19 protein-coding genes are annotated in these 23,013 nt (G+C 62.3%); 14 read left to right on the top strand and 5 right to left on the bottom strand.

Annotated features, from left to right (window positions below):
• Positions 1-621 precede the first annotated feature (621 nt).
• The 3 genes from PI87_RS10085 (at position 622) to PI87_RS10075 (ending at position 5,439) form a co-directional block, all read left to right on the top strand.
• On the top strand, positions 622-2,544 hold the full coding sequence (locus PI87_RS10085; protein ID WP_039597566.1) for a PrkA family serine protein kinase: 1,923 nt from the start codon (positions 622-624) through the stop codon (positions 2,542-2,544).
• Positions 2,545-2,586: 42 nt separating this feature from the next.
• Positions 2,587-3,849, top strand: coding sequence for a YeaH/YhbH family protein (locus PI87_RS10080; RefSeq protein WP_039597565.1), 1,263 nt, complete (start codon positions 2,587-2,589; stop codon positions 3,847-3,849).
• Between the two features lie 81 nt (positions 3,850-3,930).
• Positions 3,931-5,439, top strand: a complete 1,509-nt coding sequence (locus tag PI87_RS10075; protein ID WP_039597564.1) for a SpoVR family protein — start codon at positions 3,931-3,933, stop codon at positions 5,437-5,439.
• Positions 5,440-5,469: 30 nt separating this feature from the next.
• Here PI87_RS10075 and PI87_RS10070 read toward each other — a convergent pair whose 3' ends face one another.
• Positions 5,470-5,961: a hypothetical protein gene (locus PI87_RS10070; protein ID WP_052321469.1), complete on the bottom strand. Its 492-nt coding sequence runs from the start codon at positions 5,959-5,961 to the stop codon at positions 5,470-5,472.
• 167 nt (positions 5,962-6,128) lie between these two features.
• Entirely contained in the window at positions 6,129-6,407 is a 279-nt protein-coding gene (locus tag PI87_RS10065) for a DUF1488 domain-containing protein (RefSeq protein WP_039597563.1), read from the bottom strand.
• A gap of 351 nt (positions 6,408-6,758) precedes the next feature.
• Here PI87_RS10065 and PI87_RS29555 point away from each other — a divergent pair, with 351 nt between their 5' ends.
• Positions 6,759-6,950 carry a hypothetical protein gene (locus PI87_RS29555; protein ID WP_232313968.1) on the top strand — a complete coding sequence of 64 codons (192 nt, stop codon included), beginning with the start codon at positions 6,759-6,761 and terminating at the stop codon, positions 6,948-6,950.
• 11 nt (positions 6,951-6,961) lie between these two features.
• Here the strand turns inward: PI87_RS29555 and rnhA are convergent, their stop codons facing one another.
• Together rnhA and PI87_RS10050 are read right to left on the bottom strand one after the other, a co-directional pair.
• Positions 6,962-7,417 carry a ribonuclease HI gene (gene rnhA / locus PI87_RS10055; protein ID WP_039597562.1) on the bottom strand — a complete coding sequence of 152 codons (456 nt, stop codon included), beginning with the start codon at positions 7,415-7,417 and terminating at the stop codon, positions 6,962-6,964.
• A 61-nt stretch (positions 7,418-7,478) separates the two neighbouring features.
• A complete protein-coding gene (locus PI87_RS10050) occupies positions 7,479-8,387 on the bottom strand; it encodes a class I SAM-dependent methyltransferase (RefSeq protein ID WP_198139541.1) in 909 nt (302 codons plus the stop codon).
• Here PI87_RS10050 and gloB point away from each other — a divergent pair.
• The 8 genes from gloB to PI87_RS10010 all read left to right on the top strand — a co-directional run bounded on the left by gloB (position 8,386) and on the right by PI87_RS10010 (position 19,543).
• Positions 8,386-9,225: a hydroxyacylglutathione hydrolase gene (gloB, locus tag PI87_RS10045; RefSeq protein ID WP_039597559.1), complete on the top strand. Its 840-nt coding sequence runs from the start codon at positions 8,386-8,388 to the stop codon at positions 9,223-9,225. The two genes, PI87_RS10050 and gloB, sit on opposite strands and share 2 nt — an antisense overlap.
• A 138-nt stretch (positions 9,226-9,363) precedes the next feature.
• Entirely contained in the window at positions 9,364-10,893 is a 1,530-nt protein-coding gene (locus PI87_RS10040) for a transglycosylase SLT domain-containing protein (RefSeq protein ID WP_039597558.1), read from the top strand.
• A 153-nt stretch (positions 10,894-11,046) separates the two neighbouring features.
• A complete protein-coding gene (prpE, locus tag PI87_RS10035) occupies positions 11,047-12,945 on the top strand; it encodes a propionate--CoA ligase (protein WP_039597557.1) in 1,899 nt (632 codons plus the stop codon).
• Between the two features lie 344 nt (positions 12,946-13,289).
• Positions 13,290-14,426 carry a glutamine-hydrolyzing carbamoyl-phosphate synthase small subunit gene (gene carA, locus PI87_RS10030; protein ID WP_039597556.1) on the top strand — a complete coding sequence of 379 codons (1,137 nt, stop codon included), beginning with the start codon at positions 13,290-13,292 and terminating at the stop codon, positions 14,424-14,426.
• 16 nt (positions 14,427-14,442) lie between these two features.
• Positions 14,443-15,117, top strand: a complete 675-nt coding sequence (gene leuE / locus PI87_RS10025) for a leucine efflux protein LeuE (RefSeq protein WP_039597555.1) — start codon at positions 14,443-14,445, stop codon at positions 15,115-15,117.
• Between the two features lie 16 nt (positions 15,118-15,133).
• Entirely contained in the window at positions 15,134-18,379 is a 3,246-nt protein-coding gene (carB, locus tag PI87_RS10020; RefSeq protein WP_039597554.1) for a carbamoyl-phosphate synthase large subunit, read from the top strand.
• Positions 18,380-18,574: 195 nt separating this feature from the next.
• Positions 18,575-19,051 carry a transcription elongation factor GreA gene (greA, locus tag PI87_RS10015; protein WP_039597553.1) on the top strand — a complete coding sequence of 159 codons (477 nt, stop codon included), beginning with the start codon at positions 18,575-18,577 and terminating at the stop codon, positions 19,049-19,051.
• 24 nt (positions 19,052-19,075) lie between these two features.
• Complete coding sequence (locus PI87_RS10010) at positions 19,076-19,543, top strand: DUF4149 domain-containing protein (protein WP_039597552.1); 468 nt, start codon at positions 19,076-19,078, stop codon at positions 19,541-19,543.
• Positions 19,544-19,595: 52 nt separating this feature from the next.
• Here the strand turns inward: PI87_RS10010 and PI87_RS10005 are convergent, their stop codons facing one another.
• Positions 19,596-20,096, bottom strand: a complete 501-nt coding sequence (locus PI87_RS10005; RefSeq protein WP_039597551.1) for a YhbY family RNA-binding protein — start codon at positions 20,094-20,096, stop codon at positions 19,596-19,598.
• A 96-nt stretch (positions 20,097-20,192) separates the two neighbouring features.
• On the opposite strand from PI87_RS10005, the gene PI87_RS10000 reads away from it, so the two are divergent.
• Both PI87_RS10000 and ftsH read left to right on the top strand, forming a co-directional pair.
• Entirely contained in the window at positions 20,193-20,858 is a 666-nt protein-coding gene (locus PI87_RS10000) for an RlmE family RNA methyltransferase (RefSeq protein ID WP_039597550.1), read from the top strand.
• Between the two features lie 130 nt (positions 20,859-20,988).
• A complete protein-coding gene (gene ftsH, locus PI87_RS09995; RefSeq protein ID WP_039597549.1) occupies positions 20,989-22,872 on the top strand; it encodes an ATP-dependent zinc metalloprotease FtsH in 1,884 nt (627 codons plus the stop codon).
• The last annotated feature ends 141 nt before the right edge of the window (positions 22,873-23,013 follow it).

Below are 23,013 nucleotides of genomic sequence, written 5' to 3'. Positions count from 1 at the left end.
CAAAATCTCGGACAGGCCCGCGCACTCCGCAGAACCTTCCTCCTGGCGTAAAAAAACGACAATCAGCGCCCCCGGACGGTGCGTGCAGCCCATGCACCGAATCGACGCCAAGCTCGGAAACCACGCCACCCTGTTTTGTGCAATTGGCCGTTGCACAACTGCGAGAAAGTTGCCCGCACAACCGGAAGGCTGCCGACCTTGCTGCGCACGCGATGCTGCAGCAAACCTCACGCAAGAGGGCCGGGATAACCCCTGCTCCTGATGGGGCAGTTGGCGGGAACTCAAGTAGATTGGTTACGTACAAACATGCGAGCGTGCTCGATGGCACTGGGTACGCTTTCTGCTGTACCCGGAGTGAGCGCACTGATGGCGCGAGCGGCGGCAATGGATGGCTTCGCGAGAGGGCGTTGATGCGAGTGCGAGTGGCTGCGATTTAGCACTGCACCACGTCGAGCGCTAACGCGATAACGATTGTTGTCCACCGCTTAAGGTCTTCAACCGTTCTTGTGCTCATCCACGATTCGTCTACAGTGGATTAAGTACCGCATTCAACGCACGCAAGAACTAGCCTTGTTCCAGCATGACCATGCTGGAGGTGAGGAAGAAATCTACGGGGGAGATATGGATATTTTCCGCCACTACGCTACGCGTTTCGAAGCTCGCAAAGAGGACGAGTACAGCATCCAGGAGTACCTGGATATCTGCAAGAAGGACGCCACCGCCTATGCGACCGCAGCCGAGCGCATGCTTGCTGCAATCGGCCAGCCCGAACTGGTGGACACCCACCACGATCCTCGGCTGTCGCGGTTGTTCTTCAACAAGGTCATCCGCATCTACCCGGCCTTCCGCGAGTTCTATGGCATGGAGGACACGATCGAGCAGATCGTCTCGTTCTTCAAGCATGCCGCGCAGGGCCTTGAGGAGCGCAAGCAGATCCTCTATCTGCTCGGGCCTCCGGGCGGCGGCAAGTCTTCTCTGGCTGAAAAGCTGAAGGCGCTGATGGAGCAGATTCCCATCTACGCGCTCAAGGGCTCGCCCATTCACGAGTCCCCGCTCGGGCTGTTCTCGCCCGACGAAGACGGCAAGATCCTGGAGGAAGACTACGGCATTCCACGTCGCTATCTGAACTCGATCGCCTCGCCATGGGCGGTCAAGCGGCTGCATGAGTTCAACGGCGACATCACGCGCTTTCGCGTGGTGAGGCTGCATCCGTCGGTGCTGTCGCAGATTGCGATTTCCAAGACCGAGCCTGGCGATGAGAACAATCAGGACATCTCGTCGCTGGTCGGCAAGGTCGATATCCGCAAGCTGGAGGACTATCCGCAGGATGATCCGGACGCGTATTCGTATTCCGGCGGGCTGTGCCTGGCCAATCGCGGGCTGCTTGAGTTTGTCGAGATGTTCAAGGCGCCTATCAAGGTGCTGCACCCGTTGCTGACGGCCACGCAGGAGGGCAACTACAAGGGCACCGAGGGCTTTGGTGCGATCCCGTTTGATGGCGTGATCCTGGCGCACTCGAACGAGGCGGAGTGGCAGAGCTTCAAGTCCGACCGCAACAACGAGGCTTTCCTCGACCGCATCTACATCGTCAAGGTGCCGTACTGCCTGCGCGTGTCTGATGAGGTGAAGATCTACGACAAGCTGCTGCGTAATAGCTCGCTGTCGAACTCGCCGTGTGCACCGAACACGCTGAAGATGATGGCGCAGTTTGCGGTGCTCACACGCATCAAGGAGCCCGAGAACTCCAACATCTTCTCCAAGATGCGCGTGTATGACGGTGAGAGCCTGAAAGATGTCGATCCGAAGGCCAAGTCGTATCAGGAGTACCGCGACTTTGCCGGCATTGACGAGGGCATGACGGGGTTGTCGACGCGCTTTGCGTTCAAGGTGCTGTCCAAGGTCTTCAACTTTGATGGGGCGGAGGTGGCGGCCAACCCGGTGCATTTGCTGTACGTGCTCGAGCAGCAGATCGAGCGCGAACAGTTTGCGCCGGAGACGGAATCCAAGCTGATGTCCTACATCAAGGAGTATCTGACAGCGCCTTATGTGGAGTTCATCGGCAAGGAGATTCAGACCTCCTACCTGGAATCGTATTCGGAGTATGGGCAAAACATCTTCGATCGCTACGTGGTGTTTGCCGACCTGTGGATCCAGGACCAGGAGTACCGCGATCCGAACACCGGCGAGATTCTCGATCGCAGTGCACTGAACGACGAGCTGGAGAAAGTGGAGAAGCCCGCGGGCATCTCCAACCCGAAGGACTTCCGCAACGAGATCGTCAACTTCGTGCTGCGGGCGCGGGCCAAGAATGCGGGCAAGAACCCGAACTGGACCAGCTACGAGAAGCTGCGCGCCGTAATCGAAAAGCGGATGTTCTCGACCACGGAAGATCTGCTGCCGGTGATTTCGTTCAACGCCAAATCGTCGCACGATGACCGGGCGAAGCACGAGAACTTCGTCAACCGCATGGTGGAAAAGGGCTATACGGAGAAGCAGGTGCGCCTGTTGGTGGAGTGGTACCTGCGCGTACGGAAGTCGTCTTAAGGAGAGACGCGAAGCAGACAACTTCCAACCGAGGGCAGCCACATGGGCACGATCATCGACCGGCGAGAGAACGGCGGCGGCAAGAGTACCGTCAACAAGCAGCGCTTCATCAAGCGCTACAAGGACCAGATTCGTCGTGCGGTGGCCAAGGCGGTGTCCGGCCGGAAGATCATGGACATCGAGCAGAGCGGGCAGGTGTCCATTCCGGTCAAGGACATCTCCGAGCCCATGTTCCACCACGGCTCGGGCGGGCGCCGGGAAGGCGTCCACCCAGGCAACCGGCAGTTTGTCCGGGGTGACAGCTTTGACCGCCAGCAGCAAGGCAGCGGCGGCACGGGCTCCCAGGCGAGTGATTCGGGCGAGGGCGAAGACGATTTTGTCTTCACGCTTTCGCGCGAGGATTTCCTCAACTTCTTCTTCGAGGACATGGCACTGCCCGACATGGCCAAGCGGCACCTGGCCAAGATCGCGGAAGTGCGCAAGGTGCGCGCGGGCTACTCGCTGGACGGCACGCCATCCAACCTCTCCATCCTGCGCACGATGCGCAGCTCCATCGGCCGCCGCATCGCGCTGTCCAGCCCCTATCAGCGGCGTCTGCATGAGCTGGAGACGGAATACAACGAGGTGCTCCAGAACGACGGGCCGTACTGCGCGCGCGCAATGGAGTTGATGAAGGAGATGCGGCACCTGCGCTCGTGCCTGGACCGCGTGCCCTTTATCGAAAAGCTCGACCTGCGCTACAACAACCGTGTGCAACGCAAGCGCCCACAGGCTCAGGCCGTGATGTTCTGCGTGATGGATGTGTCGGGCTCAATGGATGAGCAGCGCAAGGACCTCGCCAAGCGCTTCTTTATGCTGCTTTACCTGTTCTTGAAGCGGAACTACGAGCGCATCGACGTCGTCTTCATCCGTCACCACACGGTGGCCAAGGAGGTGAGCGAGGAAGACTTTTTCCACTCCCGCGAATCCGGAGGCACGGTGGTGTCGAGCGCGCTCAAACTGGTTGCTGAAGTGATTCAGGAGCGGTATCCCCCCAGCCAATGGAACATCTACTGCGCACAGGCATCGGACGGCGATAACTGGGCGGGTGACTCGGAGTTGTGCGCCACGCTGCTGCGCGAATCGATCCTGCCGGTGACACAGTACTTCGCCTACATCGAGGTCGTTTCCACGGAGCCACAGAACTTGTGGGAGGAGTATCTTACGGTGCAGGCTGCATACGAAAACTTCGCGATGCAGCGCATCCTCAAGGCCGACGAAATCTACCCGGTGCTGCACGATTTGTTCCAGAAGCGCACCACCTGAGTGGCAGTGCCCGCGGCGCGGGTTTGGCAAACAGGCAGCAAACGCGCGCCCAACGTGTGACGGAGTCAACGGGGAACGAGCATGGCCTACCTTTCGACAGGCTCGGAATGGACCTTTGATCTGATCCGGCTCTATGACCAGAAGATCGCCCAGATTGCTGGCGAGTTTGGTCTGGACACCTATCCGAATCAGATCGAGATCATCACCGCTGAGCAGATGCTGGATGCCTATGCGTCATCCGGCTTGCCGCTGGGCTACAACCACTGGTCATACGGCAAACACTTCCTGGCTTCCGAGCGCGGTTACCAGCGCGGCCAGATGGGGCTGGCTTACGAGATCGTCATCAACTCCAACCCCTGCATCGCCTATTTGATGGAGGAGAACACGATGCCGATGCAGGCGCTGACCATCGCGCACGCCTGTTACGGCCACAATTCCTTCTTCAAGGGCAACTACCTGTTCCGCACTTGGACCAACGCAGACGCCATCGTCGATTACCTGCTCTTTGCCAAGAGCTACGTGGCGGAGTGCGAGCGGCGGTATGGCGAGCAGGAGGTGGAACTGCTGCTCGATTCGTGCCACGCGCTGCAGAACTACGGCGTGGATCGCTATCGTCGGCCCAAGAAGTTGTCGATCACGGAGGAAATGGCGCTGCAGGCCGAGCGCGAGAAGTATCTCGAAGCGCAGGTCAACGATCTGTGGCGCACATTGCCCACGCACCGCTCGCGTGCATTGGCAACGGCCGATGAGGCGCCCGAGCCGGAGCCGAAGTTTCCGCCAGAGCCGGAGGAGAACCTTCTCTACTTCATCGAGAAGAACGCACCGAAGTTGCAGCCCTGGCAACGAGAGATCGTGCGCATCGTGCGCAAGATCGCGCAGTACTTCTACCCGCAGCGGCAGACCAAGGTGATGAACGAGGGCTGGGCCACGTTCTGGCACTACACGATCCTGCACAAGCTGTACGACGAAAAGCTCGTCAACGATGCCTTCATGCTGGAGCTGCTGCAGGCGCACACCAATGTGATTTACCAGCCGCCGTATAACAGCCCGTACTACAGCGGTTTCAATCCGTACACGCTCGGCTTCCTGATCTTTCAGGACATCCGCCGCATTTGCGAAGAACCCACCGACGAGGATTTCCGCTGGGCGCCCGAGATTGCCGGCAGCGATTGGCAGGAGACGCTCGACTTTGCCATGCGCAACTTCAAGGACGAGAGTTTCCTGCTGCAGTTCCTGTCGCCGCGGGTGATTCGCGAACTGAAGCTGTTCTCGGTGCTGGATGACGATCGTGAGCCCAAGCTGCGCGTGACCGCCATCCACGACGATGAGGGCTATCGCATGATTCGCCAGTTGCTGGCGAGTCAGTACGACCTGTCGAATATCGAGCCGAACATCCAGGTGACCAATGTGGACGTGGGCGGTGATCGGTCGCTGACCATGCGGCATCAGCAGAACAACCGCCGCCCGTTGGGCAGCAACTACGAAGAGATGGTGCGCCACGTCACCCGGCTCTGGGGCTTCACCTGCCGGCTGGAGGTGGTGTACGAAGACGGCCGGCGCGAGATGAAGTACGAGTGCAAACCTGACTAGCGCACGTCGACTATCTACAAGCTGCCTGGCTTAAGCCGCCGGGGTTGCGGGCTCCGCATCCTTGGTGGCGGTCTTCTTCTTGTCTCCAGGCTGATGCGCCTGCGGCATGCTCGGCAGCCCCGTGGTGCCCAGCGCGCCGAATAGCGCACGGACTGGCGCAATCATCGGTTCATCTCCCCAATGTGTGGCCAGCGTGCGCCAGGCTTCTGCCGATGTGGTGGCCTGTTGCAGCAGCGCGTTCTGCTGCTCGGTCACCATGCTCAGGAACGTCTGGAAGAGGCGGCTGCTTTGCTCGATGCGGGTTTGCAGCAGGGTGGCCGGCAGCGCGGCCAGGTCTTCCCAGTTAGCGGCCTCGGAAACCGAGGCGCAGGCTTGCAGTGCACGCCGCTCTGCATCTTCCACGCCCTTGAGCGTGATCTTGAGCGCGCGTTCCTGGGTTTCCTCCAATGTGGTCAGGGTGTGCAAGGCGGTTTGTAGCTGGGTGCGAAAGACTTCGAGAGAGAGATCGATCGGTGCTTCCACGGCGAGCCTCCAAAGTGGATGGGTGGCGAGGCCCTGCCGATGTTGTCCCGTCGTCCCGCATGGCGCCCCGATCTCCCCCAGTCCCCCAGGCGTTCGCTGTTCTTGTGCGTGCGGACGTGCCTGGAAGATGACGCTGCCCGAGCAACGTCATCTCCGTTGATGCTGGGTTACATGCCGAAGCGGAAGTGCCCGCTGCGCAGCACGATGTCGTGCGAATCGGTCAGCTTGAACAGCGAGCGCGCCATGTCTTCAATGGTGCCCCGGTGGGTCTCCATGGCTTGCAGCAGATCTTCCTGCCGCCAGGAGCGGGCGCCGAAGTGCTCTTCCAGTGCCTCCGCCGTCACCGCATAGCAGGCGTAAGTGCCGTCAACGCTGGCGGAACAGGTGAGGGTGAGATCTGCCGCGCAGTAACGTGGCGTGCCTGTGTGGAATTCGATCGATTTCATGGCCGGCCTCCATGAAAAAACGGCGATGCACTGTGCGCCGCCTTTGCTCCAGTGTATGGCGCGAGTGGATGAATGCAATGTCGTTGCAAAGTGGTTTGGACTGGCGTCAAACCTGGGGTTTCTTCTCCTGCACTAGGTGGGGTGATGAGCCACCGATCCCCCCTCCCGTTATGTGGCCGAAGTCCAGCGCATCGGCGCCGAACTTGGGCGCCGGGATCTGCCTGGCTTCAATGAACCGGCTGGGCGATACCTTGCGGCACGCTGAACCAGCTCTCTGCCTACGGCACGCCGCCCAAGCGCTATGTGCCGGAGCGCGACGCCAACTGGCCCGCAGGTGCCAATCGCCCGGTCATGATGCAGAAGCGCAGCATCGGCGGAGATACATGGGAGGGGATCAATTTGCGGCAGGTGGACATTGATGACGGCATGTCCAAGCGCGGCCCGCTATGCCTGATCTTTGCACCAGACGGCAAGCCGCTCTATGTCACCACCATCGCTGCCAATGCGCCGAAGATTCCGGCGCAGCGCTGCGCCGGCAAGTGAGCGCCAGCGCGTCAGGCACCGGTCTGGATTGCCTGGCGCGCCAGCTCCACGCCCTTGTTGGCGAGCGCATCGGCGCGTTCATTGCCGGGGTGGCCGGCATGGCCCTTGACCCAGTGCCAGCTCACCTCGTGCGTGACGACGAGTTCATCGAGAATGCGCCACAGGTCGTCGTTCTTCACGGGCTTCTTGTCGGCGGTCTTCCAGCCGCGTGCCTTCCAACCGGCCAGCCATTCGCTGATGCCTTTCTGCACGTACTGCGAATCGGTGTAGACCTTCACCCGACACGGCCGCTTGAGCGCACGAAACGCCTCGATCACGGCCATCAGCTCCATGCGGTTGTTGGTGGTGACGGCCTCGCCGCCGAAGAGCTCTTTTTCGTGGCCGCCCGAGACGAGCACGGTGCCCCAGCCGCCAAGGCCGGGGTTGCCCTTGCATGCGCCATCGGAATAGACGGTGACTTCCTGCATGAATAAAACGAACGCGATCAGTGAGTAGTAGTGAGAGGGCGGCTGTGCATGTCTGCCAAAGCTACGCGCCCGATTTGCCGTCGCACGCAGCGGCCGGCGGTGTCTTGGTCGAATGCGAACCCGATGGCGTGGCGACTGGCGTGCCGGCCGGCACCAGCGAGGGCGACTTGCGGGTCTTCCACGCGGGGCCGACCATACGCATGCCGCGCACGCGCTTGACTGCCTGCAGCATGTAGACCGCCCCGAAGATCGGCCACCAACGGTCGCCAGCCTTCTCCATGAAGGCCGTGCGCTGCAGCCACTTCTCGGTGCGGTTAGGCGGGCGGTAGCAACCGAAACGGCCGCGCACGATATCAAATCCGAGCAGCTTGAGCCAGTCCTTCAGGCGGGTGAAGGCAATCATCTGGCTCTGCGCCGGCAGGAACGATTCCGTACCCAGGCGCCGCATGCCCTGGCGCATGCCCCACAGGCTCAACGGGTTGAAGCCTGTGATGATCAATCGCCCCTCGGGCATCAGCACGCGTGCCACTTCGCGCAGCACTTCGTGCGGGTCGTCGGTGAACTCCAGCACATGGGGCAGGGCCACCAGGTCGATGCTTTGCGAGGCGAAGGGCAGTTCGTCGTAGCGGCAGATCACGCGGGGCTTGGCCTGGCGCTGCGGGGCGCTGGCGTCGGTCTCGCCGTCGGCAGAGGCGTCTGCAGGTTCGGCGGGATCGCCGTCCATCGGGTCGAGCGTCTCAATGGGGGCGGTCGGGTCGATATCGTCGATCACGCGCGCTATCAGCGGAATGCGGTTCTCGCGCAGCGCGCCAAAGCCCGGGTGACCCAGCTGCAGCGCGTGAAAGCCGAACATGTCGGCGACGGTGCGATCGAATTGTGCCTGCTCCCAACGCAGGACGTATTGTCCAGGCGGCGAAGCCAGCCAGTGGTGCCAATCTATAATGCGGCGATCGTTAGAGGAGTCAGGCATGGTCCAGGGTGGTGTGCCGTCGGAAGTAGCACTTGAGGTAGAGGCAATCGCTGCGTTTGCCGACAATTACATTTGGGCACTTCACGATGGCCGCGTGGCTGCTGTTGTGGACCCAGGCGACGCGCAACCCGTGCTGCGCTTCCTCCAGGAGCGCGGGCTCGCGCTCGGTGCCATTGTAATCACACATCATCACGGCGATCACATTGGCGGGGTGCGAGAACTGGTCGCGGCGTATCCGGAGAATCCCGAGGGTGCGCCGCTGCCCGTGATTGGTCCGGCGGGCGAATCCATCCCGTGCCGCACCCAGGCGGTACGCGAAAATGATGTCGTCACGCTCGCCCAACCGGCCGCCACGTTCCGCGTGATTGACGTGCCGGGCCATACCAGCGGACACGTTGCGTATGTCGGCCATTTGCAGGGCGACAATGCGCCCGCCAGCCTCTTCTGCGGTGACACGCTGTTCGCGACCGGTTGCGGCAGGCTCTTCGAGGGCACGCCTGCGCAGATGCGGTCATCGCTGGCCAAGCTGGCCGCGCTGGCGCCGGACACCCGTGTTTACTGTGCACACGAATACACCGCGTCGAATGTGCGCTTTGCGCGTGCAGTCGAGCCGGGCAACGCCGATCTGGCGGCCTGGGAGGATGAGGTTGCGGCGTTGCGGGCCGAGGGCCGCTCGACCGTGCCCACCACCATCGGCCACGAGCGCGCGACCAACCCGTTCATGCGATCGGATGAGGCTGACGTGACGCAAGCGGTGGCCCGCCACGCCGGTATCGGCACAAAAGATCCGGTGGCCGTATTCGCCGCTTTGCGCGAGTGGAAGAACGGTTTCCGTTGAGATTACGCGCCGCGCGGGGATCATCGCCTGCGCGCCAAGATGCTTGCCGAGGCAATCGCCGGGTCTACGCGGGTTGACGTGGCGGGATGCGTTTCTTACTATCTGGGGCAATTTTTAGGTCCAACCCCTCAGAACTTGATGCGATCCGTGCGACTTCTTGCGGCATCTGTGCTCAGTCTGCTTCTCGCGGCCTGTGCTACGGCTCCCGCTCCGAATGCCGACACTGCCAGCACAAGCGCCTCTGCCTCCACTTCCGGCAAAAATGCGCCGGTCGTCAATGTTGATCAGCAGCCCGTGGCTTCCCTGAAAGGGCCGGCCAAGGATCTCTGGGCGCGCATTCGCCAAGGTTTCTCCATGCCCGACCTGCAAAGCTCGGCCGTGGATGACCGAGCCGATTGGTATGCGCAGCGCCCGGAAGCGTTTCAGCGCATGGTCGAGCGCTCGAACCGCTACCTGTATCACATCGTCGAAGAGCTGGAGCGCCGCAATATGCCCACCGAACTGGCCCTGCTGCCGTTCGTGGAGAGTGCGTTCAACCCGCAGGCAGTGTCGAGTGCCAAGGCAGCCGGGATGTGGCAGTTCATCCCCAGCACCGGCAGAACCTACAACCTCAAGCAGAACGTCTTCCAGGACGAGCGCCGTGATGTGCTCGCCTCGACTGACGCCGCGCTGGACTATCTCTCCAAGCTGCACGATCAGTTTGGTGACTGGCAGTTGGCGCTCGCCGCTTACAACTGGGGCGAGGGCTCCGTCGCCCGGGCGGTTGCGCGCAACCAGGCGGCGGGCCTGTCGACGGACTACGTCAACCTGAACATGCCGGCCGAGACGCGCATGTACGTGCCCAAGCTCCAGGCGGTCAAGAACATCATCGCCAATCCGGATCGCTATGGCGTTAGGTTGCCGGACATCCCGAACCATCCTTACTTCGTTACCGTCACCACCTCGCGTGACATTGACGTGACGCTGGCGGCCAAGCTGGCCAATCTGCCGATGGATGAGTTCAAGGCGCTCAACCCGTCGTTCAACCGGCCGGTGATCCTGGGCGCCTCGAACCCGCAGATTCTGCTGCCGTACGACAACGCGGAAACGTTTCAGTACAACCTGAACACGTATCGCGGTGGCCTGTCGAGTTGGACGGCCGTGACGGTCGGCAACCGTGAGCGTGTGGAAGCCCTGGCGGCGCGATTGAAGGTCGACCCCGACACCATCCGCGAGATCAACCGCATTCCCAAGGGCATGCGCCTGAAGGCGGGTTCCACGGTGGTTGTGCCGCGCTCGGATGGCGCCAAGGAAGATGCACCGGACATCAGCCCCGAACTGGCCGAGAACGCCACCATGGCCGTCGAACCCGATATGCCTGACCTGAGAAAGGTCGTGGTGCGCGCGGGCAAGCGCGACACGGTTGCAGGCCTGTCGCGGCGCTATGGCGTGTCGGTGGCGCAGATTCGTGCCTGGAACCAGTTGCCGGGTGATGCGATCCCCCGGGGGCACAGCGTGGTGCTGATGTTGCCGCAGGCGCGGGGCGGTGGCCGCGTGCGTGCGGTGCGCGTATCGGCGACGACGGCGACGGCATCGACCGGGCGGGTACCGACGGCCAAGGTGGCCGGCAAACCGGTGGTCAAGGCCAGGCCGGTGGCAAGCACACCGGCCAAGCGCAAGAAGCGCTGAAGCTGGCAAACTGAGACGGCGTCCTGCGGGGCGCCGTTTTCTTTTTGAGCTGCGGTAAGACCTGCGTAAGTTGGCGGTCGCACAGTAGCCGCATCGAGCACATCGAACATAGAGTCGGCACGCCACGTAGTGCGCCGGCCAGGAGACAACGTCATGCCCATGTCCGCCGCATACCGCGCGCTGTATCAGCGTTCCGTCGACGATCCTTCCAGCTTCTGGCACGAGCAGGCCCAGCGCATCGACTGGCAGACGCCATATTCCGCCGTGCTCGACGATTCGCGCCTGCCGTTTGCCCGCTGGTTCGTCGGTGGGCGCACCAACCTGTGCCACAACGCGGTCGATCGGCATCTCGCCACCCGTGGCGAGCAGGCGGCACTGATATATGTCTCCACCGAAACCGGTATCGAGACGACATACACGTATCGTCAGTTGCATCGCGAGGTCAACCGCATGGCAGCCAGTCTGCAAGCGCTGGGCGTCAAACGGGGTGATCGGGTGCTGATCTACCTGCCGATGATTCCCGAGGCGGCCTTTGCCATGCTGGCCTGTGCGCGCATCGGGGCGATCCACTCGGTGGTGTTTGGCGGTTTTGCATCCAACAGCCTGGCTACGCGCATTGACGATGCCACGCCGCGTGTCATCGTCAGTGCCGACGCGGGCTCGCGTGCGGGCAAGGTGGTTGAGTACAAGCCCTTGCTCGATGCTGCCATTGACCTAGCTGCGCACAAGCCGGAGCGCGTGCTGCTCGTCAATCGCAAGCTCGCGCCAATGCGGCACAACGCACGCGACGTCGACTACGCCGCGCTCGCCGATCAGCATGCGAACGCCGACGTGCCGTGCGAGTGGATGGAGTCGAGCGAGCCGTCATACATCCTCTACACCTCGGGCACGACGGGCAAGCCAAAGGGCGTGCAGCGCGATACCGGTGGCTATGCGGTGGCGCTGGCGGCATCGATACCGCTGATCTTCGGCGCGCAGGCGGGCGACACGATGTTCACTGCATCGGACGTTGGCTGGGTGGTGGGCCACAGCTACATCGTCTATGCGCCGCTGCTCGCTGGTCTGACGACCGTGATGTACGAAGGCACGCCCATCCGTCCGGACGGCGCCACCTGGTGGCGCATCGTCGAGCAACACCGGGTGAACGTGATGTTTACGGCGCCGACGGCCATTCGCGTGCTCAAGAAGCAGGATCCTGCGCTGCTGCATCGGCATGACCTGTCCAGCCTGCGCCGCCTGTTCCTGGCCGGCGAGCCGCTGGACGAGCCGACCGCGAGCTGGATCGGCAAAGCGCTGCAGAAGCCCATCGTCGACAACTACTGGCAGACCGAAACCGGCTGGCCGATGCTGGCCGTTCCGCAAGGCGTGGAGCCGTCAACGCAAAAGCTGGGGTCGCCCGGCTTCCCGGTCTATGGCTACAAGCTCGATATTCTCGACGAGGTGACCGGCCAGCCGTGCGCGCCGGGCGAGAAGGGTCTGCTGGCCGTGACGGCGCCGCTGCCACCTGGCTGCATGAGCACGGTCTGGCGCGATGATGCGCGCTTTCTCAAGACGTACTGGTCGGCGTTCCCCGGTGGTCAGATCTACTCCAGCTTCGACTGGGGCGTGCGTGATGCGGAGGGCTACGTCACCATCCTCGGCCGCACCGACGACGTGATCAACGTGGCGGGCCACCGCCTGGGCACACGCGAAATCGAGGAGAGCCTGTCGTCGCATCCGGCCATCGCCGAGGTGGCTGTGGTGGGTGTAGCCGATCAACTGAAGGGGCAGGTGGCGATGGGGTTTGCCATCGTGCGCGATGCGTCACGCGTCGCTGAATCGGCGGATCGCCTTGCGCTGGAGGGGGAGCTCATGCGCACCGTGGAGGCGCAATTGGGCGCGGTGGCGCGGCCGTCACGTGTGTTCTTCGTCAATGCGTTGCCCAAGACGCGCTCGGGCAAATTGCTGCGCCGTGCCATGCAGGCGGTGGCCGAAGGGCGCGATCCGGGTGACCTGACCACCATTGAGGACCCGACTGCGCTGGCGCAGGTGCAAGCTGCAATGCAAGGGTAGAGATCGGGAAAAGTGACGCTCTCGCCGGTCTGGAGGCGAGGCGTCGGGCACGGCGGGACGTCACAATTGGCGGGCTACCCGCCGTTAAGTCCTTCCTTTTATTGAGTTTTTTGTGCTGCGCGGGTATACTTGTCAGGTTTGAGTTCAGAAACCCATCACCCTAGCGCCAACCGCTTCCTACCTCCCGCCTACCGCCCCGTCTGCCTCGTTTCTTGGTGATTTCTGGTGAGTTTCGCCCAGCCCCAGTCCCGACGCGCAAACGGCCTGGATTCCGCGCAGCCGGAATTCCGCTTCGGCGCCAAGGTGTTCAGGTCGGCACAGGGTGAATCCAGCAGGAGCTACCCGTGTTGCCGTCTTTCCCGCCCGCCATTCTTGCGCTTGCAGACGGCACGGTCTTTCGTGGCTATTCCATCGGTGCGGCCGGTCATACGATCGGCGAAGTGGTGTTCAACACCGCCATCACCGGCTATCAGGAAATCCTTACCGATCCGAGCTACTCGCGCCAGATCGTCACGCTCACGTACCCGCATATCGGTAACGTGGGGGTGAACCGTGAGGACGTCGAAGCCACGAAAGTCCATGCCGCCGGCCTCATCATCAAGGATCTGCCGATCCTCGCGTCGAACTTCCGTAAAGAACATTCGCTCTCTCATTACCTGAAGGGCGAGAAGGTCGTGGCCATTGCCGGGATCGACACCCGTAAGCTGACCCGCATCCTGCGCGAGAAGGGCGCCCAGAACGGTTGCATTCTGGCTGGCGAAGACAACGTGCAGAAGGCCATCGACCTGGCACGCTCGTTCCCGGGCCTGTCGGGCATGGACCTGGCCAAGGTGGTGTCCGTGACGCAGCCGTACGAGTGGACCCAGACCGAATGGGAACTGGGCCGCGGTTACGGCAAGCAGGAAGCCCCGAAGTACCACGTGGTCGCGTATGACTTCGGCGTGAAGTACAACATCCTGCGCATGCTGGCCGAGCGCGGCTGCCGCGTGACGGTGGTGCCGGCGCAAACCAGCGCCGCCGATGTACTGGCGCACAACCCGGATGGCGTGTTCCTCTCCAACGGCCCTGGCGATCCGGAACCGTGCGATTACGCCATCGCTGCTGCCAAGGAATTCCTGGAGCGTCGTCTGCCGACGTTCGGCATCTGCCTGGGTCACCAGATCATGGGTCTGGCCGTCGGTGGCAAGACGCTCAAGATGAAGACGGGCCACCACGGCGCGAATCACCCGGTCAAGGATCTGCAAGACGGCCGCGTGGTCATCACCTCGCAGAACCACGGTTTTGCGGTGGATCCGGAATCGCTGCCGGCCAACGCACGTGTGACGCACGTCTCGCTGTTCGACGGCACGCTGCAGGGCTTCGAGTTGACCGACCGTCCGGCGTTCTGCTTCCAGGGTCACCCGGAAGCCTCGCCTGGCCCGCACGACATCGGCTATCTGTTCGATCGCTTTACCGCGGCGATGGACGAGCGCAAGCAGTAAATCCAAGGTCATCGCCATGAACGCCTTCATGCTCGCCCACTTCGGCATCACCGAGTTCTGGACCTTCCTGCTCGGCACGATCTTCATCGTGCTGCTGCCGGGGCCGAACTCGATGTATGTGCTGTCGGTGGCGGCCCGCCGCGGTGTGCGCGCGGGTTACCAGGGTGCGTGCGGTGTGTTCCTGGGCGATGCCATCCTGATGGTGCTGTCAGCGGCGGGCGTGGCTTCGCTGTTGAAGGCGAGTCCGGCGCTGTTCTACGTCGTGAAGTACATCGGCGCGGCGTACCTGTCGTGGATCGGTCTGCAGATGCTGCGCGGCGCAGTGCGCAGTTGGCGCGCGCGCAAGGCAGGTGAGTCTGTCGAGCAGAGTGCGGCCCCGGCCGATGAATCGCATCCGTTCAAGAAGGCGCTGATCATCAGCTTGCTGAACCCGAAGGCGATCCTGTTCTTCATCTCGTTCTTCATCCAGTTCGTCGATCCGCACTACGGCATGCCTGCCGTGTCGTTCGTCGTCCTGGGGCTGGTCTGCCAGATCTGCAGCTTCCTGTACCTGACCACCATCATCTTCGTGGGCGCGCGGCTGGCCGCGGCGTTCCGCGCGCGACGACGTCTGTCTGCCGGTATGAGCAGCGGCGTCGGCGCCATGTTTATCGGCTTTTCCGCCAAGCTGGCGACGGCCACACTGAATTAATCGAATCGAGCGGGTTATGCCAAAACGTACAGATATCAAAACCATCCTGATCATCGGCGCGGGTCCGATCATCATCGGCCAGGCGTGTGAATTCGATTACTCCGGCGCGCAGGCTTGCAAGGCGCTGCGTGAGGAAGGCTTCAAGGTGGTCCTGGTCAACAGCAACCCGGCCACGATCATGACCGACCCCAGCACGGCCGATGTGACCTACATCGAGCCGATCACCTGGGAAGTGGTCGAGCGCATCATCGCCAAGGAGCGCCCGGATGCGATCCTGCCGACCATGGGCGGTCAGACCGCGCTGAACTGCGCGCTGGACCTGCACCGCCACGGCGTGCTGGCCAAGTACAACGTCGAGCTGATTGGCGCATCGCCCGAGGCCATCGACAAGGCTGAAGACCGCCAGAAGTTCAAGGACGCGATGACCAAGATCGGCCTGGGTTCGGCCAAGTCGGGCATTGCGCATTCGCTGGAAGAAGCGCTGGCCGTGCAGTCGAAGATCTCGAAGGAAACCGGCACCAGCGGTTATCCGATCGTGATCCGCCCGTCGTTCACGCTCGGCGGCACGGGCGGCGGCATCGCCTACAACCGCGAAGAGTTCGAAGAGATCTGCAAGCGTGGTCTCGACCTCTCGCCGACCAACGAACTGCTGATCGAAGAGTCGCTGCTCGGCTGGAAGGAATACGAGATGGAAGTCGTGCGCGACAAGGCCGACAACTGCATCATCGTCTGCTCGATCGAAAACCTGGACCCGATGGGCATCCACACCGGTGACTCCATCACCGTGGCCCCGGCGCAGACGCTGACCGACAAGGAATACCAGATCCTGCGTAACGCCTCGCTGGCCGTGCTGCGTGAGATCGGCGTCGACACGGGCGGTTCGAACGTGCAGTTCTCGATCAATCCGCAAGATGGCCGGATGATCGTGATCGAGATGAATCCGCGTGTGTCGCGTTCGTCGGCGCTGGCCTCGAAGGCGACCGGTTTCCCGATCGCCAAGGTTGCGGCCAAGCTGGCCGTGGGCTACACGCTGGACGAGCTGAAGAACGAGATTACCGGTGGCGCGACCCCGGCGTCGTTCGAGCCGTCGATCGACTACGTGGTCACCAAGGTGCCGCGTTTCGCATTCGAAAAATTCCCGCAGGCCGATAGCCACCTGACCACGCAGATGAAGTCGGTGGGCGAGGTGATGGCCATGGGCCGGACCTTCCAGGAATCGTTCCAGAAGGCGCTGCGCGGTCTGGAAGTGGGTGTGGACGGTCTGGACGAAAAGTCGACCGACCGCGACGAGATCATCGAAGAGATCGGCGAAGCCGGTCCGGATCGCATCTGGTATCTGGGCGATGCGTTCCGCCTGGGCCTGTCGATTGACGAGGTGTACGCCGAGACCGCCGTTGACCCGTGGTTCCTTGCGCAGATCGAAGACATCGTCAAGACCGAAGCGCTGGTCAAGGCTCGCACGCTCGATAGCCTGTCGGCTGCCGAACTGCGCTTGCTCAAGCAGAAGGGCTTCTCCGACCGCCGCCTGGCCAAGCTGATGAAGACGACCGCCAAGGCCGTGCGCGAAAAGCGTATCGCCGAGAAGGTCCGCCCGGTCTACAAGCGCGTGGACACCTGCGCCGCCGAGTTCGCCACCAACACCGCGTACCTGTACTCGACGTACGAAGCCGAGCACGGTGAGTGCGAAGCCGAGCCGACCAACAACAAGAAGATCATGGTGCTGGGCGGTGGCCCGAACCGGATCGGTCAGGGCATCGAGTTCGACTACTGCTGCGTGCACGCAGCGCTGGCACTGCGCGAAGACGGGTACGAGACCATCATGGTCAACTGCAACCCGGAAACCGTTTCGACCGACTACGACACGTCTGACCGCCTGTACTTCGAGCCGGTGACGCTGGAAGACGTGCTCGAAATCGTCGATAAGGAAAAGCCGGTCGGCGTGATCGTGCAATACGGTGGCCAGACCCCGCTGAAGCTCGCGCTGGATCTGGAAGCCAATGGCGTGCCCATCATCGGCACGTCGCCGGACATGATTGATGCGGCCGAAGACCGTGAGCGCTTCCAGAAGCTGCTGCACGAGTTGGGCCTGCGTCAGCCGCCCAACCGCACCGCGCGCGCTGAAGACGAAGCACTCAAGCTGGCCGAAGAAATCGGCTACCCGCTGGTGGTGCGCCCGTCGTACGTGCTGGGTGGCCGCGCGATGGAAATCGTGCACGAGCCGCGCGACCTTGAGCGCTACATGCGCGAGGCCGTGAAGGTCTCGAACGACAGCCCCGTGCTGCTCGACCGCTTCCTGAACGACGCCATCGAATGCGACGTGGATTGCATCTCCGATGGCAAGAATGTCTTCATCGGCGGCGTGATGGAGCACATCGAGCAGGCCGGCGTGCACTCGGGCGACTCCGCTTGCTCGCTGCCGCCGTACTCGCTGTCGCAAGCCACCGTGGATGAACTCAAGCGCCAGACCGCCGCGATGGCCCGCGCGCTGAACGTGATCGGCCTGATGAACGTGCAGTTCGCCATCCAGCAGAAGGGCGGCGAAGACATCGTCTACGTGCTGGAAGTGAACCCGCGCGCTTCGCGTACGGTGCCGTACGTGTCGAAGGCAACTGGCATCTCGCTGGCCAAGGTGGCCGCACGCTGCATGGCCGGACAGTCGCTGGATTCGCAAGGCATCGAGAAGGAAGTCGTGCCGGCGTACTACAGCGTCAAGGAAGCTGTGTTCCCGTTCAACAAGTTCCCGGGCGTTGATCCGGTGCTTGGACCGGAAATGCGTTCCACCGGCGAGGTGATGGGCGTCGGTAAGACCTTCGGCGAGGCCCTGTTCAAGAGCCAGCTCGCCGCCGGTTCGCGCCTGCCTGAGAAGGGCACCGTGCTGATGACCGTCAAGGACAGCGACAAGCCTGCCGCGGTGGAAGTCGCCCGCGCGCTGCATACGCTGGGCTACCCGATCGTGGCGACACGCGGTACGGCTTCGGCCATCGAAGCTGCCGGTATTCCGGTGCGCGTGATCAACAAGGTGAAGGAAGGCCGTCCGCACATCGTCGACATGATCAAGAACAGCGAGATCGCACTCGTGTTCACGACTGTCGACGAGACGCGCACCGCGATCGCTGACTCGCGCTCGATCCGCCAAGCGGCGCTGGCACAGCGTGTGACGTACTACACCACCATCGCCGGTGCTCGCGCCGCGGTGGAGGGTCTGAAGCACATGCAGCACCTGGATGTGTACGACCTCCAGGGCCTGCACGCCACGCTGTAAGGTGTCGATCAGGCCCGGCGACGCGGCATAGCGTCGCGGCTAGAGCCCCTGGGGGCGGCAGTTGCCGCCTCTAGGCGGTTCGCCTACACTACAGCGTCCGTGTCAAAACAACGACAGCCGCCGTCAGGCGGGTGTGCGCTACGCGCCCTCCCGCTTCGCAGCGGCTGATTTTTTTGTGATCCCGAATTACTCAACATGAGCACCATTCCAATTACCAAGCGCGGTGCCGAGATGCTGAAAGACGAACTCCAACGTCTGAAGACCAAGGAGCGTCCGGCTGTCGTTACCGCCATCGCCGAGGCACGTGCCCAGGGCGACCTGTCCGAAAACGCCGACTACGACGCCGCCAAAGAGCGCCAAGGCTTTATCGAAGGCCGCATCCAAGAGATCGAAGGTAAGCTGGCTGCCGCCAACATCATCAACCCCGCTGAGTTGGATGCCGAGGGCCGTGTGGTCTTTGGCGCCACCATTGATCTGGAAGACCTGGACTCGGGCAAGCCCGTCACGTACCAGATCGTCGGCGATGACGAAGCCGACCTGGAAACCGGCAAGATCTCGATCAGTTCACCGATTGCCCGTGCGCTGATCGGCAAGTTCGAAGGCGACGTTGCCACCGTGATCGCCCCGGGCGGCGAGCGCGAGTACGAAGTCCTGGCAGTCAAGTACCTCTAACTATCTCCGGCCGGAACGACCACCATGCCCCAGCGCTTCTTTCAGTTGCTTGCCACGGTATGGTGCGGATCGCTCTGGACCATCGGCTACATCGTCGCCCCGACGCTGTTTGCCATGCTGGATGACCGTCAGTTGGCCGGTTCGATTGCTGGCCGGCTGTTCCACGCAGAAGCGTGGATCGGTCTGGCAGCAGGCTGTTTGCTGCTGTTGGCTGCCACGGCGTTGGTGCGGCGCGGGCAGGACGGTTACAAGCGGCTGCGCTGGCTGGTGCTGGCGATGCTGGTGTGCGTGCTGGTGGGCTATTTCGGCCTGCAGCCGTTCATGGCCTCGCTGCGCGAGCAGGCTGATGCGCTTGGCGTTGCAGTGGGCGATTCGCCTTACCGTGCTCGGTTCGGCATGTTGCATGGTGTGTCGAGCGTGTTCTATCTGGCGCAAAGTCTGCTTGGCCTCGCGCTGATCTGGAAAGCAGCTGGATTGCGGCAGTCCGCCTGAGGCAAAAAAAAAGACCGGCTGAAATGCCGGTCGTTTTTTGTGCAGGGCGGAATCAGGACAGTGCCTTCTTCTTCTGGCTGGTTTGGCGCGGTTTGGCGCGTTTGACGTTGCCACCGGCGGTGACGCGCTCGTTGCCGAGCACGCTCAGGCGAACCGGCTTCGGGCGGCGCGTGGCGTTCGGATTCGCCTTGCGCACCGTGACGGAACGCGGGCCGGCGCCAACGGTGGTCTTGCGAGGCGGCTTGAGGTCCTTCGGCTGGTTTTCCTTCAGGTACGCCGGACCTTCGCGCCAGATCACCAGGAGCTTGCCGATGTGCTGCACGGGTGCAGCCTGCAGGCGGGCGCAGATGGTGTCATAGAGTTCGATGCGTGCTTCGCGGTCATCGCCGAACACGCGGATCTTGATCAGCCCGTGGGACGCCAGCGAGCGGTCGATTTCGGCCAGAACGGCCTTGGTCAGACCCTCCGCACCGATGATGACGACCGGGTTCAGTGCATGCGCTTCCGAGCGCAGTTCCGATCGTTGGGCAGGGGTGAGGATGAGGGCAGGCATAAATGAGGGCGGGATCGCGCAAAAAGACAAACGGCGCGTATTATCCGCCAAAATCAGCCCTTGCCGCCATTTTTAGGCGGCGAGGCAACCAATTCGATGGCAAAGAACAAGTTCAACCAGTCGTGGCTGCACGACCATATCAACGATCCGTACGTGAAGCTGGCGCAGCGCGAGGGTTACCGCGCGCGCGCCGCCTACAAGCTCAAGGAGATCGACGAGCAGGACAAGCTGATCAAGCCGGGCCAGGTCATCGTCGATCTGGGTGCTGCGCCGGGCAGCTGGAGCCAGTACGTGCGCAACAAGCTGGCCGCCTCGCCGCGTGCCAAGGACGGCCGCATCGACGGCGCCATCGTCGCCATCGACATCCTGCCGATGGAGGCTATTGCGGACGTCGCTTTCATCCAAGGTGACTTCCGTGAGGACGAGGTCTTCCGGCAACTCGAAGAAATCACGCTGGAAGCCACCGGCGGGGGCAAAGTGGACCTTGTTTTGTCCGATATGGCCCCCAATCTCTCGGGTGTGGCGTCGGCGGACGCCGCGCGCATGGAGCACATCGCCGAGCTGGCCGTGGAATTTGCCATGGCACATCTGAAACCTGAGGGCGCGCTGCTGATCAAATGTTTCCACGGCAGCGGCTATAGTCAGATCGTCGAGATGTTCAAGCGCCATTTCAAGATCGTGGCGCCACGCAAGCCCAAGGCCTCCCGCGACAAGTCGTCCGAGACGTTCCTGCTGGGCCGCCAGCTCAAGCATCCGGGCTGACGGACGTTACTCAGGAAAGGTCGGGTGACAAGGTCAGGTGCCGACGGTCTTGCGGGCAATCAACCCGCGGCGGTATCCGTGCATTACAATGCCAAGCATCCCGTCAAGGCATTTCTAAAGGAGTCTCGCCTTGAATAACAACTGGTTTCAGAAGGCGGCCATCTGGCTGGTGATTGCCTTGGTGCTGTTCACCGTCTTCAAGCAGTTCGACAAGCCGCGCACCCAAGAAGGTGTGACGTACTCGCAATTCATGGACGACGCGAAGGCCGGCAAGGTCAAGCGCGTTGAAGTGCAGGGCCGTACGCTGCTGGTCACGCCCAACGAGGGCAACAAGTATTCCATCATCTCGCCGGGCGACATCTGGATGGTCGGCGACCTGATGAAGTACGGCGTGCAGGTGACCGGTAAGGCCGAAGACGAGCCCAATATTTTCTATTCGATACTGACCTATCTCGGTCCGACGCTGCTGATCATCGTGTTCTGGTTCTACATGATGCGGCAGATGCAGGGCGGTGGGAAAGGCGGCGCCTTCTCGTTTGGTAAATCCCGAGCGCGGTTGATCGACGAGAACAACAACAGCGTCACGTTTGCTGACGTGGCAGGGTGTGACGAATCGAAGGAAGAAGTCGTCGAGCTGGTCGATTTCCTGAAGGATCCGCAGAAGTTCCAGAAGCTGGGCGGGCGCATCCCGCGTGGCGTGCTGCTGGTGGGCCCCCCGGGTACCGGTAAGACGCTGCTGGCGCGTGCCATTGCTGGCGAAGCCAAGGTGCCGTTCTTCAGCATCTCCGGTTCGGACTTCGTTGAAATGTTTGTCGGCGTGGGCGCGGCCCGTGTGCGCGACATGTTCGAGAACGCCAAGAAGCAAGCGCCTTGCATCGTGTTCATCGATGAAATCGACGCGGTCGGCCGCCATCGTGGCGCTGGCATGGGCGGCGGCAACGACGAGCGCGAGCAGACCCTGAACCAGATGCTGGTCGAGATGGACGGCTTTGAAGCCAACTCGGGTGTGATCGTCATCGCCGCGACCAACCGTGCAGATGTGCTCGACAAGGCGCTGCTGCGCCCGGGCCGTTTCGACCGTCAGGTCTACGTTGGCCTGCCGGATATTCGCGGCCGCGAGCAGATCCTCAAGGTGCACATGCGCAAGGTGCCGATCGGCAACGACGTCGACGCATCGGTGCTGGCACGTGGCACGCCGGGCTTCTCGGGTGCTGACCTTGCTAACCTGGTGAACGAAGCTGCGCTCTTCGCTGCGCGCCGTAACAAGCGTGTGGTCGATATGCAGGACTTCGAAGACGCCAAGGACAAGATCTACATGGGTCCGGAGCGCAAGTCGGCCGTGATTCGCGAAGAGGAACGCAAGGCCACGGCGTACCACGAGTCGGGCCACGCAGTGGTTGCGAAGCTGCTGCCGAAGGCTGACCCGGTGCACAAGGTCACGATCATGCCGCGCGGCTGGGCTGGCGGTTTGACCTGGCAGTTGCCGGAGCACGACAAGCATTACGCCTACAAGGACACGATGCTTGAAGAGGTCGCCATTCTGTTTGGCGGGCGTGCTGCGGAAGAGGTGTTCCTGGGCGCGATGAGCACCGGTGCCTCCAACGACTTTGAGCGCGCCACCAAGATGGCCCGCGACATGGTGACGCGCTATGGCATGAGCGATACGCTCGGCACCATGGTGTATGTCGACACCGAGCAGGACGGTTTCTTCGGCCGCATGGCATCGAAGACGGTGTCTGAAGCGACCCAGCAAAAGGTCGACGCGGAAATCCGCCGCATTGTTGACGAGCAATACGCCTTGGCCAAGGGCCTGCTGGAAGCGAATCGTGACAAGGTGGAAGCCATGACTGCCGCGCTGCTCGAATGGGAAACCATCGACGCAGACCAGGTCAACGACATCATGGACGGCAAGCCGCCGCGCCCACCGCGCTACGGCTCGACCGGTGGCGGCAGCACCCCACCGGGTGGCGGTACGCCCGCCGCGAACCCGGGCAACGTGCCAGCCACGGCGTGATGATGTTGTAGTTTGTTGCCCCGAGGGCAGCGCAGAAGAGCCGGTGCACGCGCACCGGCTTTTTTGTTGACGCTTTTTGGGCATGCCTGGCGTAGCATTCCGGTCCTGCGCTGCATTCTGATCTGCATATCTTGTCTGCTT

The sequence above is a fragment of the Ralstonia sp. A12 genome (genome assembly GCF_000801955.1).
Classification (GTDB): domain Bacteria; phylum Pseudomonadota; class Gammaproteobacteria; order Burkholderiales; family Burkholderiaceae; genus Ralstonia.
The sequence above is the reverse complement of the archived record's forward strand: the minus strand, read 5'-3'. Positions and strand labels throughout refer to the sequence as shown.